Origin of the sequence: Acaryochloris sp. IP29b_bin.137 (assembly GCF_028285745.1) — a bacterium.
Classification (GTDB): domain Bacteria; phylum Cyanobacteriota; class Cyanobacteriia; order Thermosynechococcales; family Thermosynechococcaceae; genus Acaryochloris.
This window is the reverse complement of record NZ_JANQOP010000300.1, coordinates 1-17,531: the sequence shown is the minus strand read 5'-3', so window position 1 is coordinate 17,531 and position 17,531 is coordinate 1. Positions and strand designations below refer to the sequence as shown.

Sequence of the window (17,531 nt, the reverse complement as noted above, 5' to 3'; positions counted from 1 at the left end):
TATTAAGAGGATAGACATAGAAGGTCCCCTCTCGATCAGAAAGTATTGCCTCACTGTGGAAAAAATTTAAGTCTTATCCGTCCTTAAGCAAGTAAGCGCACCCTGCCCCCATCATCTCAGCCCCCACGTTCACGAATCGATAGATGGCGACTGCCGCTAACAGTAACCCAGGTGAAAGGTAAGGATGCAAAATATCAATCGCCGACGCTTCAAATACCCCCATGCCTGCAGGGGTGGGAATGACTAAGCTGAGCAGCCAAGCCATACTAAAACCACTCATGAGTGGACTGAAAGCTGCCCAATTAATGGGGGTAAAGGCCAAAACAATCAGAATAAAAATGATTCCTCGTAACACCATAAATAGGATTGCGCCAAACAAAACTCGTAGTGGATAATATTGCATCTGTATCCCACTCACCTGTTTGCCTTTGAGTTTGCGCACCTGTTGCCACAAAAAGTTGAGAACTCGAGGGTGAAGGATAAGCAAAATAACGCCCAGTAAGGCTCCAAGTAAAAGAGCGTAGGGCGTATTCCATAAAGCCAATCCCATAGCCCCCGCAATGACAAAGAGCGGTTCTAACAAAACACTGAGCGTCGCTAACTCCAGCCCTAAGCCTTTTTTCTGGGCGGCTTTGACCTGACCATATAAATGCCACACACTGCCAGGAATATATTTAGCGGGGGTATGTCTAAGAAAAGTGATAATGGCCCAGCGTTTGGGGAGTGGATGTTTGAAAGCCGCTAAAATCCAGCACCACAATACTCCTAACCAGAGTTGGGCGAAGAGTGCGATCGCAAATGCAGCACAACCGTATAACCAAGCTTGATGTTGCAATTCCAGCGCTTTGACATCTTGCCAGTGGCTCAACAGGGTCTTGATCAAAAAAATAAGGGTTGCCCCTAATATTCCCCAGCGAATAAAAAAATTAAAGTACCGACGCATGAACCTCTTCCTAACTGCCCCCGGCTCTGCTCATAAGGTACCCAGATTCACGGTGGAGCTGTAATCAAAACAAAAGACTTAACCCTTTGGATAGAACCATCATGCACGATCTACCCCAGGTGATGTTGTATGGTGGGTCACAGGGGCAGGCCAATGGGCTGTATATGACGCCATCTCTTGAACCATCCTGATACTGTTAGAAATACTCTTCTTCATACGTCATGAGAGATATCGGATTGACCCATATTGCCCTCCCAGTTGCTGACATTGGTCGCAGTATTGAGTTCTATTCCACCTATGCCCGAATGCAGGTGGTACATAAACGGGTCGATGGATCTTCAGGCATTCCGGTAGTGTGGTTGTCCGATGGCACTCGACCCTTCGTGATTGTGTTGATTCAAAAGGATGTGGTACACCCAGTGTTATCACCTTTGGCCCATTTGGGTGTGGGCTGTCACAGTCGCGAAGAATTGGAACGCCTTTGTGACCAAGCCAAGCAGAAAGGCATTCTATTAGATGGTCCCAAGGATTCAGGTTATCCGATTGGTTACTGGGCCTTCTTGCGCGATCCAGATGGTCACACCCTAGAGTTGTCCTATGGCCAAGAAGTGGAGTTAATTGTGGAACAAGCTGCTCAACAAAAATAACGGCGATGCATTCTCATCCGTCCATTATGGCTACCCTTCAATTACCCCAAATTCCGAAAGAGCGAGCATTGCAAAGCCTCCAAAACTCAGACTAGGCAATGCACCCGAAAAAATTTCCAGGTGGGAGTTAGAGGAAGTTGATGGGGATGCGGAACTGCTACTTGAATACTTAGTTATGCTGTCTACGATCCGTGGATAAGTCCAACGCTTGCCGACAGCATTGGTGTGGCGATAGATTGAAAAGTTGAAGCCATTTCCCGCTGCAGGGCCTGAATGGAGTAGGATCGCAATGTCGTTTTTACGGGCTCGCTTTACGATGTAATCTGTATATTGGGCTCTTTCTTTTTCTTCGATACGGCCATTCTTATAAACCCAAGTTGATGGGCCTCCAAATTTAGCTTTGTGACGAGTACCGAATTCGGTAATGGCAACTGGATGTCTCTTACCATCACTATGACGTGATTTGTCATTGACGAAGGTTGAGATCTTATTAAAGTATTGATTCATTTCAGTCACTTGAGAATTGCTTGGTCCCCAGAGTGCTTTCCCCCGTGAATGAAAGTCTTTACCGGGATAACCGTGCTGTGAACCAAAATAATAAGCTCCTAAGCCAGGGATATCCTTAGGGCGAATTTGTGATATGTTCCAGTGATTTCTGGCAAAGAAAGTAATATTACGATTCTTGTCATTCGCACGTATTGCCTTTACAGAATCCTTCAATAGCTTCATGTAGACTGCATTTGAAGGCATGCTCCATGAGAGGCCATGAGTCGCTGCTGGTTCGTTCAGTATCTGATAAACTAGGTTTTCTGATTTGTTTTTCCAACGCTTAGAGGCTTGTGCCCAAAATTTAACAATGCGGTCCAAGATTGCCTTTTTTTGCGCTGCGGTATTACTAGGTTTATTGTATTGATTATACGAACCTGAATACCACTTTTCATCTACTACCAGGATTACGTTAAGACCTGCATTCAAACTGTCGTCAATCTGAGCTTCGATGTTAGCCCAGTAGCTGGCTTTAACAATGTAGTTAGGTGGACCTCCAGTATCCTTTGCACTTGGTTTCGCCCATAAACGTACAGTATCGAATCCTGCATTAGCGATGTCTGTGGCAAATCGTTTCTGCCAAACCGGATCACCTCCAGAACTGGTTCCTCGACAAACCGCATTGATACCGACGCCGAGTCGTTTAACCATGGTCCAGGGATCGACCAAATTAGGCGCAGCATATACCGCTTGTGCCGACAGTATTAATGGTATTGAGAATAGCAATTGGATAAGATTCTTTTTCATGCCTCACCCTTTGTTGGTATACACCCAAGGAAGTGTAAATCATTTACATCTACTGCTAGAATCCCCACTACTTTAAATTCATCCTATAACTTGAGCTATAAAAATTTTCCAAAAAACTTATTGCTATTACAACCGAAATCACCAAATTAAATGGTTTCATGATAATACACGACTTGGCAAAGTTTCTCTTTGAGGTCATCAATTTATGTCGTCAATGGTGGTAGTTGCGTCATGCCTGTTTCAGTTCTGTAGCACCATCAACCATCTGCACCTGAATTTAGAGATACGCTGAGTCAGCGTTTTAGCAGCTGGCATGAATTGACGGGTCTGAGCGCTGCTGCTTAAACTTACATCTTGAGCCTATTGTTGAAAAATAGTGCCTAGTTCTTGAGATTGGCGGTTAAGTTGACAATGCCTCACCAGGTATAAGAATTACGGCCAATGGACACATCCCGACTCGAACGGGAGACCCCCACGATGTCAACGTGGTGCTCTAACCAACTGAGCTATGCGTCCGTAGACATTAACGCTATCACACGTTTAGAGTTTATGTAAACTGAGCCGTTGGAGCTGACACTCAGCCCATCCTTTAAGTCTGTTCTAATGGAAAGTGGATTAAGCATAGGCGGTCTTGTGAGGACTTACTGCTAATACCCATAGCGTCGATCCGTCATCACTCCATTCAATCCGTTGTGGAATGCCAGAACAGTGGTTCTCGACGGCCTGAGTTATTGAGACAATTTTTTGTACCAGTTGTGACGGCAAAGGTTGCGTTGGGCTGAGCGCATAAGCATGAGCTTCTTCTGGAATCGATACCTGGATCTGTTGAGTCGACGGATGCATCAATGCTTCAGCAGGCGTTGCACCTGGCCCCCCCGTAATGACCACGGTGGAATCGCCATTTGGGGTGCTTTGACGCCAGGCCAGTCCGCTCAATTGCCCCTTAATTTGGACTTGGACGATCACCGCTACCCCTCGATCATGGGATCTGGGGGAGGCTGGGGTGATGCTATAGGCAGTGCGGCAGGCCCCAATCACCTGAGCTAAAGCTCGACGAGAGGTAATTTGATAAATGGGTTCAGGTGGTGGATCGGCATCCAACTGGACCGCCCCAATCACACTCGATCGAATCATTAGAGGTTGTTCTGGACTGGGATTGAGTAACTGGATTAGCGGATTCGCGTCATCGCCCGGTGGCAATACCCAACTGGGTGGTACGTTTTGTCCTAAAGCTTTGAGTTGGCTAAGGGTTGCTGCCATTTGCCCCACCTGATCGGCCTTAAGGGGATGGTTCAGGGTGCGGATATTGCGATCGCGCCGAAAGAAACCAAACAAATGGGCATCGTTGGCGGCCGAAACCGTCATCAGGGCTTGGTCCTGGCTCACAGAAGATGGGGATACGTCAGGAAACTGATCGTCCATCCAAACGAAGAGACTACTGAGACCGATTGCTGCGAGGACTTGAGCACCCTGTTGACTATGGAGTCCCACAACAATGGGGAATAACACCCATAAGCCTATTCGTCCCAGGCGACGTTCTCGCAGTAAGGTCAGGCCAATGCCACCGATCAGCACCATCAAAAAGGTAATTTGCCAACTATAGGTCAGGCAACCTGCCGCCACTCCCCATATCTGCTTTGACTTTCGCAATCCAAACTGACCAAAGAGTAAGGCAATCAGCGCTATCAACCACCAAGTGGCATCCATCGGAAAGTAATAGCGAGCCAGGGCCACAGAGGCCACCCCTTTGCTGGCTTCTACACTTCCTGTGATCAGTGTTTTGAGGTTGAAGAATTGGGTGGTGGGCAGTCGCGAAATCAGCCATTCCGCGATGGGCAGTCCTCCGAGTACGGGGCAAAGAACAAAGATCAGTAAACACCCCCAAACTTGGATTAAGGTCATGGGCCATTTACCCTTAGGGGGATAATCGTTGAAGGGCCCAAGACTGATCCTGGCGTTGGTAACATAATCGATCGTGGAGACGGTTCGGACGGCCTTGCCAAAATTCAATCAAATCCGGCTGCAGCCGATAGCCGCCCCAATGGGGTGGACGAGGAATGGACTGATCTTGATATTGCTGTTCTAAGTCCTGCAGCCGCTGTTCGAGGACGATGCGATCGCAAATGACTTGACTCTGTTCTGAGGCCCAAGCCCCAAGCTGGCTACCCCGAGGACGACTATCAAAATAGGTCTCGGTTTCTGTATCACTAACTTTGCTGACTCGACCTTCAATCCGCACCTGTCGCTCTAACTCAGCCCACCAAAACACCAAGGCCGCCCAAGGGGTAGCGGCCAGTTCCTGCCCTTTTCGGCTCTGGTAGTTGGTATAAAAGACAAACCCCGCTGGATCAACCCCTTTTAACAGGACTATCCGCGCTGACGGTCTCCCATCGGCACTGACAGTCGCTAAGGTCATGGCATTGGGTTCTGGCAAGTCTGCTTGTAGGGCTTGATCAAACCAAAGTTGGAATTGCTGAATCGGATTGGCATTCACTTCGGTTTCTAACAATGCTTTTAACCGATAGTCACACCGTAAATCTGCGATCGCAGGTGGTTTCGAATCTTGGGAAGGCATCAGTACAAGGGCAGGAAGGGGGATATCACAGTACTTATTGTTGTAGATCTTCAGGTTGGGTTTGTCCAGGCGCTTCAACTGAACCATTCTCTAGATACGATTGACCCGCAAGAATAGACCTTGATTGGGCAGCGATACGGTTTTGACCCTATTGGTTCATCGGTAATAACTGCTGCATCAGCCAATTTGCTGCTGCCGTATTAGTCTCCACCGCTAAACGTTCTAGCGTTTGTTCTACCAGGTCAGTCGGCAAGCCTGTCAATACCTGTGAAGATTGAATTGCTTCATATACACCGTCTTCAGATAGCCCAAAGGCAAAAATCTGTCGGCCTTTGACATCAATCACCCAATATTCAGCAATCCCCAAGCTTGCATACAGCCGCTTTTGCTCATCTAAGTCGATGTTCAGCGTCGTATCCGCAATTTCTCCTACCAAGTCAGGCAGACGATGGCGATTCAGCTCAATACGGCGTGGTTCACCCGGTTGCCATCTGGGAAAATCTTCCCCCTTATACAGCACTAAATCAGGCGCACAAGCATGGGTGTCCGGTAGCTCAAAGAGGCAACGACCATAGGATTGCAACACTTCCTCAGGATGCAAAAACGCCCAAACAAAAAAGATTGCCGTCATTAAATCACTAAAAGAAGCATGATTGGGTCCTTCTGTGCCCATATCGATCCATAGCCATCCTGCATGAAAGGCAATCTTGCGCCAGTCGTCTTCCCCATCTCGAATGGCCACATAGTCTTGCCAAGTCGCATCTCGACGCTGGAAACTAAGCGATTCAGTTTTGTCTAGAGAAAGAGTCATGGGTAGACATTGATCGCACCCTCTTATCATATCTTTATCTATCTGGCCTCTTAGCAAAATAGATAAAGCCTCTATGTGCATAAAGCAGAAACACTACGGCATAAACATTCACATTATGCATAGGTACTGTGCAAAATACGGATTAATTTCTCACTGTTGACCTTCAATTTGATACATCCACTACTTTATAGGGCAACTAATTCCGACTAAATAGGGGCATAGTGCTGGTTATCTGAGGTCTTCATGGTCGCCAAGCTTGTCCGTTTTTTGGGTTCTATTCAGCTGGCAGTGCCCGTATTAGGTGCGATCGCAAGTATTTTAATCTGGGCCACCTTCTATGAAAGCAAAGTTGGATCGCTGGCGGTCCAACAGCAGATCTATAAGAGTCCTTGGTTTGGAGCCTTGATGTTTCTGCTCGCGGTCAATTTGGGTGTCTCTACCCTTTCCCGTTATCCCTGGCGCGGGGCGCGAAAAGTGGGCTTTGCCCTGACTCACTTAGGGTTGATTGTGCTGATTGCCGGTTCTGCGGCGGTGATTCACCTAGGTGTAGAAGGACTTTTGCTGGTGCGCACAGATCAACCGGCTAATCACTTGGTGCGGGTCGAGGGTGAACTCTTAGAAGTGATGGATGATCAAGGTCAAGTTCAGCAGGCAGCGGTGATGGTGAAGCCAGGCCAGGTCATTTCACCCCACCAATTTGCTGGGTTGACCTTGTTGGACTACAGCGATAATTCTGTTGAAACCGTTGATTATCGAGCAGGAGACGCTACAGATAGCCCTGCCGTCCGGTTGGTATTGAGTAGCGATCGCATGGGTCAAACCTTCGATCAGTGGTTGTCGCCTACTGCTGAAACGGTGGATTTAGGACCAGCCCAACTAGAACTACGGCAAGCTGAAAATCAAACCGATCTCCAACAGCTCTTGGCCGATCCAGCTCAAACGCAAGCCCATCCATCTGGAACCCTACTGATCAAGTTAGGAGATGCAAACACCTCGCTGGCCATTGATGACTTACGCCGTCATGATGCCGTCATTAATGATATCCAGGTTCACCTACTGAATGTGTGGCCAGATTTTCGCTTGGATGACCAGAATCAGCCGATCACGGCGTCTCAGGATTGGCAAAATCCAGCCCTAGAAATAGAAGTGACCCAGGCTGATCTGCAAGAACGCTGGTTTGTCTTTGCTCAGGCCGGGCCGATCTTGGCGGGGGATGAGTCCTTACTGGATTTGGACTGGGAGTATCAAGTCCCGCCGCCCCCAGCTAGCGATTACTTCCGAGTCGTGGTTGCCAATCAAAATCTCTATTATGCAGCCCGCTCCTCTAAGTCTTTTACCTCAGGGCCTTTGGTGATGGATCAAATGATTCAGCCGGGCTGGGCAGATTTCAAAATCACTCTGGCAGACTGGCTCCCCCATGGGAAGCGAATCCAAGAGCGCCTGACCACTCCACCTGGGATGGAAGGAGTTCCGGCGTTGCAAGTGGCCTCAGCGGATGGGCAGCAATGGCTAACCTGGGGAGAATCAACACTGATTGCCGATGGTTCGCATCCCAAAATGGCGGCCTTTGGCCCTCGCATGCTGGCCTTACCCTTTCGGGTGGGTTTGGATGATTTTATCGTTGAGCGCAATGAAGGCAGCGACTCGGTAGCCATGTGGACCAGCCAGATTCGGATTGAAGATCTCCAGGGCGAATCAGCCCAACGACGCTCAGTCTGGATGAATCATCCTACCTGGTACCAGGGGTGGAAAATTGCCCAAGCTTCCTGGAATCCAGGCGATTTAAACCAATCCACCCTGCAAGTTAAACGGGAACCCCTATGGGTGACCGCGTTGACTTGGAATGGCGCCTTATTAACCGTATTGGGTATAGGCGTTATGTTCTACGGCCCCACCCTATTCAAAAAACGGGCTACAGCGTTAGAGAGACCCAATGAACCTATCGCGGCTAAGCCCGCCCCCATGCCCCTTGCACCTCAGGACGGATAATGAATCAACTGAAATTTTTATGGGGACTTTGTCTCGCCTGTGTCTTAATGGTCACTCCGTCAAGTCAATGGCAACCCCCTGCCCAAACCGCAGTGGACACGTTGGCCGTTCAGTTGGATGGCCGCAAAAAGCCCTTAGATACAGTGGCCCGGGAAACCGTCACCACGATTCATGGGGCATCGCGATATCAACTAGCCAGTGGTGATGTTTTAGATGCGCCACAGACCTATTGGTCTTTGTGGCTAAATAGCCGAGATTGGAATGACGAGCCCTTTATTCTCGTCAACTATCGCCCCCTCAAAGCCCAATTGGGACTGCCCTTGGAGCAAAAGCACTTTAGCTTTTCTACCCTGATTAATTCTGATTTGGGTCTGATCTTGCAACAAGCCCATACCAAACAGCTGCAAGAGCAACCCCTGACACGAGATGAACGAGAAGCCTTAACCCTCGAAGATCGCCTCAATTTAATGTTGGATACGGTTGGCAGTCAAACTTTGCCTCTGGTGCCCCACCCCATGGATATCAAAGGAACTTGGGTCGGGATTGCGGACGCTGAACAACTTTATCCTCCTGAGATGGCGGCCAAGATTCAGACCCAGTTTGAACAGCTCAACCAGCAGTATCAAGCCCAGGGGGATGATTTAGAGTCTTTGGCAGAGCCTGCGGCCCTATTGCAGCAGTCCCTAGCAGATTTAAGTCCTGAGATTTATCCAGCGATGGCCACGTTGCAACGGGAAGCCTTTTTCAATCACTTCCATCCCTTTGGTAAAGCTTGGAAACTGTATGGAATCGCATTTCTGGTCCTCCTCACGAGCCAACTCGTTCCCAGCTTTAACTTGTATTGGACTGGCATGGGAACCTTCCTCGGAGGCATCTTGGTCCAAGCCTTGGGCTTTGGCCTGCGCATGCAAATTGCAGGCCGTCCCCCCGTTACCAATATGTATGAATCTGTGGTGTGGGTTGGTTTTGGAATTGCCGCCTTAGCCTTTTACTTTGAGCTACAGACCCGAGCCAGATCTTATTTGTTAGCTGCAGCACCGTTGGCAGTGGTTTGTCTGCTGCTGGCAGATAGCTTACCCGCGGTGCTGGACCCCAGTATTGAGCCCTTAGTGCCTGTATTGCGGGATAACTTTTGGCTCAGTATCCATGTCCCCACGATCACCCTTAGCTATGCCAGCTTTGCCTTGGCCATGGGCTTAGGACATCTGGCACTGATGCAATATTGGCGACAGCCCCAGGGCGGTTCAACGGCAACGGCCCTGTCCCGATTAAATACCCGAGTGATTCAAGTGGGGATATTGTTGCTGACGACAGGCATTATTTTGGGGGGCATCTGGGCGCATTTTTCCTGGGGTCGGTTCTGGGGGTGGGATCCAAAAGAGACCTGGGCTTTAATTGCCTTGCTTTGCTATTTAGCGCCTGTTCATGGTCGTTTAGCGGGCTGGTTAGGACAATTTGGCATGAATGTTGCCAGTGTCTTAGGGTTTAATGCCGTACTGATGGCTTGGTATGGCGTTAATTTTGTGCTGGGAACAGGATTACACAGTTATGGATTCGGTACGGGCGGTTCTGCAGTGCTGATCGCCGGTTTGGTCGGTATGGATAGCTTATTTGTGCTGGCAACCATTCTCCGCTATCGGTCTCAGCAGCATCGCAGTGCTTCTTCCTCGGTATCTGAAGTGCAAACTGCTGATGCTTAGTGCTGTCCCCCTTATACAAACCAATTGGAAAACTAAGCGATGGCCGTTCTTACACCGGAAGAGGTGCAAACGAAAGTTCAACAAGGCATTTCTTTACGAGGAGCAGAACTCAGCAATATTAATTTGCAGGGATTCTCCCTGGATGATGGTCATTTCCCACAAGCCTATTTACGGGTGGCGAATTTATCCGAAGCCTCCTGTAATCGAGCCGATTTTACTGAGGCGATCTTGATCTTTGCAACCCTCACGGGAATTAGCCTGCAGGATGCTCTCCTAACGGAAGCTCAATTTACCTCTGCCCGTCTCGACTCGGCTAATTTGATGGGGATTCATGGGGTTAAGCTCAAGCTCCATGGTGCCCATTTAAGTCAAGCGAATGCGGCCACAGCTATTTTGGAGGCAGTGGATTTAGCAGAAGCCACTGGCCAATATGCCTCCTTTAGAGATGCCATTTTAATCAGAGCTGATCTGTCTCAGGGGAATTTTAAAGGGGCTAACTTTAGTCGAGCAAAGCTTAATGACGCCAATATGAGTCAGGCTCAATTCCCTGAAGCCATTTTCGCCCATGCCCGTCTAGAACGATCTCGCTTTGTGCAGACCGATTTGCAAAAGGCCGATTTTACAGGGGCTGATTTAATCGGCAGTAACTTTGATCAGGCCAATTTAAAGGGAGCCCAACTTCAACAGGCCAGTTTAGATCATGTGTTCTTAGGACAAACCTGTATGCGCGACACTCTTTTGAACCATGCTTCTTTCTATAGTGCTTATTTAGAGCAGGCGGACTTATCTGGAGCAAAAGTAGAGCAGACAGATTTTCGGGATGCCAATTTGGAAAAGACTCAACTTTTTAATGTTGATTTTTCCAACAGCATTGTTTCAGGGGCTATTTTTACTGATGCAGAAGGGCTGTCCAGTGAGCAAAAATTACTACTACGAAAACGGGGTGCTTTGAATATCCCTAAATAATGTATATTTTTATACTATTTACTAGTTCTATTTACATTATCAAAAATTGCTCTTGATTATGCTGTTTTCGCATCGGCGCCATGCGTTTTTTGGCTTATCAATCATGCCATTTGTATTAATTGATACGACCCGCTGAATAATTATTTTTTACCTTTGAATGCATATTTTGATTTTGCAGCATAATGCTGTTTGGGAATGTCAAGATATCCATAATGCATCATCTTGGGTGAAGGTGTTTTAGCAGTCTTTGATCCGCATATGATGCGGAAAGGTTGGCGTGAATTGGTGTTATAAAAGTCCATTCTAAAAATGCTCAATCCATCTCTTTATGGCCTGAATAGGCAGAAAAAGAATCTCCATGAATGAGTGCTGATTGATCTGTCTTTATTGAGCTGTTAACTCCTTTTTTCATCCTTGAAAGCAGCTTTTTGAGACGATGAATATTTTTAGCTAGCCTCTGATTTTAATATCTTTAATAGGTGAATCTATGGCCTTACAAGTCGAAATTCTTGAAAGTAGCTTTGAGAAAGTAAAACCTCAAGCCAATGAATTTGTTTCAAGCTTTTATAACCATTTATTCACGGATTATCCAGAGGCCCAACCTCTTTTTGAGGGAACTGACATGGAAAAGCAAGGTGGCAAGCTCTTGCAGTCTCTCGTGCTAGTGATTGAAAATCTGCGCAAACCCGATACGTTGAGTAATGCTCTAAAAGGTCTTGGTGCTCGACATGTGAAATATGGGGCCTTACCCGAGCATTACCCATTGGTGGGGGCAACCTTACTCAAAACCTTTGAAGAATACCTAGGGGATGCCTGGACTGAGGAGGTTCAAACAGCCTGGGTAGATGCCTATGGGGCGATTACCACCATCATGTTGGACGGTGCCGATTATTCAGAGGCTGATGTTCAACTCAAACCAGAAGCTACCGCGCCACCTACTGATTCCGGCTTGCAAGTTGAGTTATTGGAAACGAGCTTTGCCCAAGTCAAGCCTGTCGCCAATGAGTTTGCAGATCGCTTCTACGAAAACTTGTTCACCGATTACCCGGCCGCCCAACCCTTATTCGCGAATACGGATATTAAGCAACAAAGCAAGAAGCTCCTGCAATCTCTGGTTTTGGTTGTGGAGAACCTGCGCAAGCCAGACGTCTTGGGAGATGCACTACAGGGACTGGGGGCTCGGCATGTGAAGTATGGGGCCTTACCGGAGCATTATCCATTGGTGGGCAATACTCTGCTTAAGACCTTTGGGCAATTTTTAGGGTCAGCTTGGACGGATGAGGTCAAGCAGGCTTGGGTGGATGCCTATGGTGCGATTAGCACGATTATGTTGGATGGAGCGGATTATTCCGAAGCAGATATTCAGCTCGAACCAGAAACTCCAGCGCCACCTGCTGATTCTGGCTTGCAAGTTGAGCTATTGGAAACGAGCTTTGCTCAAGTGAAGCCCATGGCCAATGAGTTTGCAGATCGCTTTTACGACAACTTATTCACTGATTACCCAGCTGCCCAACCCTTATTCGCAAATACGGATATTAAGCAGCAAAGCAAGAAACTCCTGCAATCTCTGGTTCTGGTCGTTGAAAATTTACGTAAGCCGGACGTATTGGGAGATGCCCTCACAGGTCTGGGGGCTCGGCATGTGAAATATGGGGCCTTACCGGAGCATTACCCGTTGGTGGGTAATACGCTACTCAAAACCTTTGAGGAATTTCTAGGCGCAGCGTGGACAGATGAGGTCAAACAAGCTTGGGTGGATGCCTATGGGGCCATCAGCACCATTATGTTGGATGGTGCCGACTACTCTCAGTCAGATTTAGATTTGAACTCAACTCAGCCCATACCTGCCTCGCCTGAGCCCGCTAATGTTTCTAGCGACTTTTCAGGATCTGATCGGCCAACAGGCCTGCTATTGGGTCTGGCAGGTGGCGGCATTATTGCGATCATAATCGCCATTTTGCTGGTCTAATTTTTTAGGGCAATTGTAGTGGCCAAAACGCAAAGATCATTTTTGAGTCTGTCGGCTCTATTCAATGTCAGAAATACCGTGATTGTGCTGTGTTTACTCGTGATGGGTTGGTTGGGAGCCGCCTTTGCTTTAGACCACAAGACGATCTTTTTACCGGGCGTGACATCTAATGGACATCTCTTGTTTGAGGCGTCGTGCGCCTCTTGTCATGAAGGGTTTAAACCGGTGAGTAATGACACTTGCATGCGCTGCCATGAGGCCGAAATGGCCACAGATGCCCATGGCCCCAAGAAGTTCCGAGATCTGCGATGGGCTGCTGAATTAGAGAAATTGGAGGTATTAACTTGCACCACTTGCCACAACGAACATGTGCATATGTTTGATCGCGGGGTGCATCTCAAACCAGATCTCTGCATGATTTGCCATGAAGGCATTATTCAAGGGGAATTGGCCAGTCATAAGGGGTTTTCACCGGATGGATGTTGGACAGCAGGCTGTCATAATTTCCACGACCATCGCAGTATTTCAACGGGCTTTTTACGTCAGAGTATGGGCCAAGCGGATATGTTGCCTAAGCCTGCGTTACCAGCCCGTACCTTTAAGCCTGAATTGACGGCACCGCCTCAGCCTGACTTGGGGAAAGAGCTTCTCGGAGGGCAAGCATGAGGAATTGGGTCTTGGAAGGGTTGTTGCTGTTGGTGCTCTGGAACGGGTTGACCATTTCTGCATTGGCGGTGGATCAGGCCCAGCTCCAGTCCATTAATCAGAGTTGGTCCCAAAGTGCCCATGCCTTTGCTGACGTGAACTGCTCCAGTTGTCACCAAAATAGTTCTACTAAGCAGGTGACACAGCGCCCCAACCACGAAAGCTGTCGGTCTTGCCATGAATCACAAGTGGATACCTTTTTACTCGGGAAGCATGGCATTCGCCTCTTGGAAGGACAAACCGCATTAACACCTGCCTTAGCTCATCTGCCAATGCAGGCGGCTGCCCATAACAAGCAGATGAACTGTAATACTTGCCATGATGTGCATTCAGTGAAAACGCTACCGGCCTCGGTTGATTCTTGTCTGACCTGCCATAAGGACACCCATTCGCTGAATTATAAGAACTCCCGGCATGCTGAGTTACTGAGAGAAGAGGGGGCACTCCCACGTCCTTCCACAGTTTCAACGACTTGTGCCACTTGCCATCTGCCCCGACAAACATCAGCATCAGGGACGGTGATGGTCAACCACAACAATACCTTCACGTTACTACCACGCGATCGCATGGTGAAAGAGGTCTGTATGAATTGCCACGGCATGGAATTTGCCTACAACAGCATTTTTGATGACGACTTAGTGGAATCGAATTTTGCCCGACCCCCCACCTTATCGATGGACACTTTGAAAATGGTCCGTGCACTAGAAAAACAACGGTCGGGCAATTCCCAATCAGAGTAGTCCATCCCACCAAAACGAATCGCATGTCATTGAGAGGAGACACAAGATGAATTTGACACGACAATGGTTCAGAACTTTGCGCTCAAGAACCCTTGCCTTTTTTGCCCTAGCCGCAGCCATCTGTTTTACCGCTGTGGCCTGTAGCGGAGGGGCCGAATCTCAAGCAACGGGAGGGGTAAAGCCTGAATTAGTAGCCGATTATATCCATACCGCTTTAGCCTCGGACCGAACGGCTTATACCAAACATGTGGTGAATCGAGCCAAAAAACTAGAGGGTAAGCCCAAGGAAGATGGTGTTCTGGAAATAGAAGCGACCGAAGGTTGGGAAAACAGCGATGGCATCCCTCTGCCAGCCCAAATGTTTCGTCTCGGGTCTGAAATTGCATCCGAGACAGGTAGTGCTTTCACCTACAACCTGATCTCTACTTGGTACATTAATGACGCTCAAGGGCCTAAAAATGAGTTTGAGAAAAAGGCCATAGCGGAAGTTGAGAAAACGGGAGAACCCTATAAAGAGTATCAGGAGGTCAGTGGCAAGAAATATTTCTCTGCCCTCTACCCAGACAAGGCTGTGGCAGAAGCTTGTGTTACTTGTCATAACAGTCATCCTATTCATAAGGAGCGCTATCCCGACAAGGTCTTCAAAATGGATGACGTGATGGGTGGTGTGATGATCAATATTCCTTTGGACGGTGCTTAGGTCGCCATAGCACTATCCAAAGGCGAAGGACGCTCTATGGGGGAAAGGGATCGCACCACCAGTCGGTCCCTTGGAGCATTTTTTACTAATTCGAAGGGGTGAACCAATGCTCCAACGTCCTATCACCCTAGTTAAGCTATGAAGCCTAGGTTTTCTACACTTATTATTCTGACGCTAGTGTTAGCAGCCATCTTGACCCCCTTTGCTCTGAGTGGGGTTTATATTCCGCTGCTTCGCGATCGCAACTTCAATGCTCTGATCATTCTCCAAACTGATCTGTATAAGCTGATCACTGGGTTTGTTGTTCTGGCTCTCGTCCTTTTTGAACTGGTGCTAGCCCTTCGCAAACGAGGACGGCGGTGGAAAATTTCGGTGCCGGGCTCCATCCTGCTGTGGCGTAGCTTGCATATTTTTGTTGGGGTTGCCCTTGTGGCTATCGTATTGCTCCATACGGGCGGAGCCGTTGGCGATAACTTTAATGCAATTTTTCTCTGGGTGTTTTTTGGGGTTGCCCTATCCGCCCTGGTGGGTGTTGTAGCCGAAACAGGAATTTTGGAGTCTTCCCAGAAATATTTTGGCTTGGTTCCGCAAAGCTGGCATGGCTTAGCTAAGCGGTTGCCCCAAGTCTCGAAGGGACCTCTGATTCGCAAACTCCGCTTAGTTTGGCTATCAACCCATATCATCCTGGTCAGTATGTTTTGCGTTATGTTGGGCTTTCATATTTTCTTGGCCTTTTATTTCCAATAGCTCAACCGCCAGTTCAGAGCAAAAAAGAGGGCGGTGTTTGCCACCCTCTTTGCTTATAACTTGGGTTCAGCGACCTTAGTTAGTAGTCAAAGTCTCCACCCATGCCAGCACCAGCAGGCGCATTTTCCTTCGGCTCAGGCTTATCAGAAATAATGCACTCAGTGGTGAGAACCATGCCAGCAATGGAAGCGGCATTTTGCAGGGCAGAACGAGTTACCTTGGCAGGATCGACAATGCCAGCCGCAAACATATCAGTGAACTCATTGACTGATGCATCGAAGCCTACGTTGAACTCCTTCTCGCGCACTCGCTCAGCGATAACGGCACCATTTTGACCCGCATTCTCAGCAATACGCTTCAAAGGGGCAGTTAAGGCCCGTTCTACGATGGTGGCGCCAATCAGCTCTTCGCCAGTTAAGTTATCCGCGGCCCAAGAGGCAAGTTGAGGACCAAGGTGAGCCAAGGTGGTACCGCCACCTGGAACAATCCCTTCTTCTACAGCAGCTTTAGTAGAGTTGATCGCATCTTCTAAGCGGAGCTTCCGATCCTTCATTTCAGTTTCAGTTGCAGCACCGACTTTGATCACAGCCACACCCCCTGCAAGCTTAGCTAGGCGCTCTTGCAGCTTTTCTTTATCGTAGGAGGACTCCGTCTCATCCATCTGACGGCGAATTTGTTCGCAGCGGGCTTGAACGTCCGTTTCATTACCTTCAGCCACTAAGGTTGTGGTGTCCTTAGTAATGGTGATTCGGCGAGCTTGACCCATCATTTCCAGCTTGGCGCTTTCTAGCTTGAGACCCGCATCCTCAGTAATCACCTGACCGCCCGTCAAAACGGCAATATCTTCCAGCATCGCTTTACGGCGGTCACCAAAACCGGGTGCTTTCACTGCCGCTACATTCAAGACACCCCGTAAACGATTGACGACTAGCGTCGCTAAGGCCTCTTTTTCAATATCTTCAGCAATGACCAGCAAGGGCTTACCGGCACGAGCGGCTTGCTCCAGCACGGGTACCAAATCTTGCACAAGGGTAATTTTCTTGTCCGTCAGCAACACATAAGGCTCGTCAAGCACAGCCTCCATCCGCTCGGTATCCGTTGCAAAGTAAGGAGAGATATAGCCTTTTTCAAAGCGCATCCCTTCAGTGACCTCCAGTTCGGTGGTCATGGATTTGCCTTCTTCCAGGGAAATGACCCCTTCTTTGCCCACTTTATCCATGGCACTAGAAATCATTTCACCGACTTCATCATCGTTTCCAGCGGAAATCGTACCTACTTGGGCGATTGCCTTGGAGTCTTCAACCGGGCGGGCATGCTCAGCAATTTTCTCCACAAGAAAACCAGCCGCCTTTTCAATCCCACGCTTGAGGGAAATCGCATTCGCACCAGCCACAACATTGCGCATCCCTTCTTTAACCATGGCATGGGCTAAAACAGTAGCCGTTGTGGTACCGTCTCCAGCTGCATCATTCGTTTTAGAAGCAGCTTGACGAATTAAGGCAACACCCGTGTTCTCAATGTTGTCTTCAAGCTCAATTTCCTTCGCAATGGTGACCCCATCATTAACGATCTGGGGGGCGCCAAATTTCTTTTCCAGAACGACATTGCGACCCTTAGGGCCTAATGTCACTGCCACGGATTCACAGAGGATATCCATCCCTTTTTCAAGGGCGCGACGAGCATTCTCGTTATAAATAATGCGTTTAGCCATGGAAGCTCAACCTCAAACTTAAAGGAGTAACAGCG

The 17,531-nt window shown here is 48.4% G+C and carries 15 protein-coding genes and 1 tRNA gene; 9 read left to right on the top strand and 7 right to left on the bottom strand.

What is annotated here, in order from left to right; all coding sequences use genetic code 11:
- Window positions 1-73: 73 nt before the first annotated feature.
- On the bottom strand, window positions 74-943 hold the full coding sequence (locus Q0991_RS20960) for a hypothetical protein (protein WP_299492214.1): 870 nt from the start codon (window positions 941-943) through the stop codon (window positions 74-76).
- 221 nt (window positions 944-1,164) lie between these two features.
- Here Q0991_RS20960 and Q0991_RS20955 point away from each other — a divergent pair, with 221 nt between their 5' ends.
- The gene (locus Q0991_RS20955) at window positions 1,165-1,590 is read left to right on the top strand and encodes a VOC family protein (protein WP_366525030.1); all 426 of its coding nucleotides are present in this window, start codon (window positions 1,165-1,167) and stop codon (window positions 1,588-1,590) included.
- A 30-nt stretch (window positions 1,591-1,620) separates the two neighbouring features.
- Here the strand turns inward: Q0991_RS20955 and Q0991_RS20950 are convergent, their stop codons facing one another.
- The 5 genes from Q0991_RS20950 to Q0991_RS20930 all read right to left on the bottom strand — a co-directional run bounded on the left by Q0991_RS20950 (window position 1,621) and on the right by Q0991_RS20930 (window position 6,269).
- Window positions 1,621-2,883, bottom strand: a complete 1,263-nt coding sequence (locus tag Q0991_RS20950; RefSeq protein WP_299492209.1) for a cellulase family glycosylhydrolase — start codon at window positions 2,881-2,883, stop codon at window positions 1,621-1,623.
- Window positions 2,884-3,325: 442 nt separating this feature from the next.
- Window positions 3,326-3,399, bottom strand: a tRNA-Val gene (locus Q0991_RS20945).
- Between the two features lie 99 nt (window positions 3,400-3,498).
- On the bottom strand, window positions 3,499-4,785 hold the full coding sequence (locus Q0991_RS20940) for a hypothetical protein (protein ID WP_299492207.1): 1,287 nt from the start codon (window positions 4,783-4,785) through the stop codon (window positions 3,499-3,501).
- Between the two features lie 13 nt (window positions 4,786-4,798).
- Window positions 4,799-5,458, bottom strand: coding sequence for a pyridoxamine 5'-phosphate oxidase (gene pdxH, locus Q0991_RS20935; protein WP_299492259.1), 660 nt, complete (start codon window positions 5,456-5,458; stop codon window positions 4,799-4,801).
- A 148-nt stretch (window positions 5,459-5,606) separates the two neighbouring features.
- The gene (locus Q0991_RS20930) at window positions 5,607-6,269 is read right to left on the bottom strand and encodes a Uma2 family endonuclease (RefSeq protein ID WP_299492205.1); all 663 of its coding nucleotides are present in this window, start codon (window positions 6,267-6,269) and stop codon (window positions 5,607-5,609) included.
- Window positions 6,270-6,512: 243 nt separating this feature from the next.
- Here Q0991_RS20930 and Q0991_RS20925 point away from each other — a divergent pair, with 243 nt between their 5' ends.
- The 8 genes from Q0991_RS20925 to Q0991_RS20890 all read left to right on the top strand — a co-directional run bounded on the left by Q0991_RS20925 (window position 6,513) and on the right by Q0991_RS20890 (window position 15,785).
- Window positions 6,513-8,258 carry a cytochrome c biogenesis protein ResB gene (locus tag Q0991_RS20925; RefSeq protein ID WP_299492203.1) on the top strand — a complete coding sequence of 582 codons (1,746 nt, stop codon included), beginning with the start codon at window positions 6,513-6,515 and terminating at the stop codon, window positions 8,256-8,258.
- Window positions 8,258-9,958: a cytochrome c biogenesis protein CcsA gene (gene ccsA / locus Q0991_RS20920; RefSeq protein WP_299492200.1), complete on the top strand. Its 1,701-nt coding sequence runs from the start codon at window positions 8,258-8,260 to the stop codon at window positions 9,956-9,958. Before Q0991_RS20925 ends, ccsA begins: the two co-directional genes overlap by 1 nt.
- 39 nt (window positions 9,959-9,997) lie before the next feature.
- Complete coding sequence (locus tag Q0991_RS20915) at window positions 9,998-10,924, top strand: pentapeptide repeat-containing protein (protein ID WP_299492198.1); 927 nt, start codon at window positions 9,998-10,000, stop codon at window positions 10,922-10,924.
- Between the two features lie 487 nt (window positions 10,925-11,411).
- Window positions 11,412-12,893 (top strand): globin family protein, encoded by a 1,482-nt coding sequence (locus Q0991_RS20910; protein ID WP_299492196.1) that lies wholly within the window; start codon window positions 11,412-11,414, stop codon window positions 12,891-12,893.
- Window positions 12,894-12,911: 18 nt separating this feature from the next.
- Window positions 12,912-13,559, top strand: a complete 648-nt coding sequence (locus Q0991_RS20905; protein ID WP_299492194.1) for a cytochrome c3 family protein — start codon at window positions 12,912-12,914, stop codon at window positions 13,557-13,559.
- Window positions 13,556-14,338, top strand: a complete 783-nt coding sequence (locus Q0991_RS20900) for a cytochrome c3 family protein (protein ID WP_299492192.1) — start codon at window positions 13,556-13,558, stop codon at window positions 14,336-14,338. The genes Q0991_RS20905 and Q0991_RS20900 overlap by 4 nt, the downstream gene beginning before the upstream one ends.
- 46 nt (window positions 14,339-14,384) lie before the next feature.
- A complete protein-coding gene (locus Q0991_RS20895; RefSeq protein WP_299492190.1) occupies window positions 14,385-15,038 on the top strand; it encodes a DUF3365 domain-containing protein in 654 nt (217 codons plus the stop codon).
- A 138-nt stretch (window positions 15,039-15,176) separates the two neighbouring features.
- A complete protein-coding gene (locus tag Q0991_RS20890) occupies window positions 15,177-15,785 on the top strand; it encodes a hypothetical protein (protein ID WP_299492188.1) in 609 nt (202 codons plus the stop codon).
- Between the two features lie 79 nt (window positions 15,786-15,864).
- Here the strand turns inward: Q0991_RS20890 and groL are convergent, their stop codons facing one another.
- Window positions 15,865-17,496 (bottom strand): chaperonin GroEL, encoded by a 1,632-nt coding sequence (gene groL, locus Q0991_RS20885; protein WP_299492186.1) that lies wholly within the window; start codon window positions 17,494-17,496, stop codon window positions 15,865-15,867.
- Window positions 17,497-17,531 lie beyond the last annotated feature (35 nt).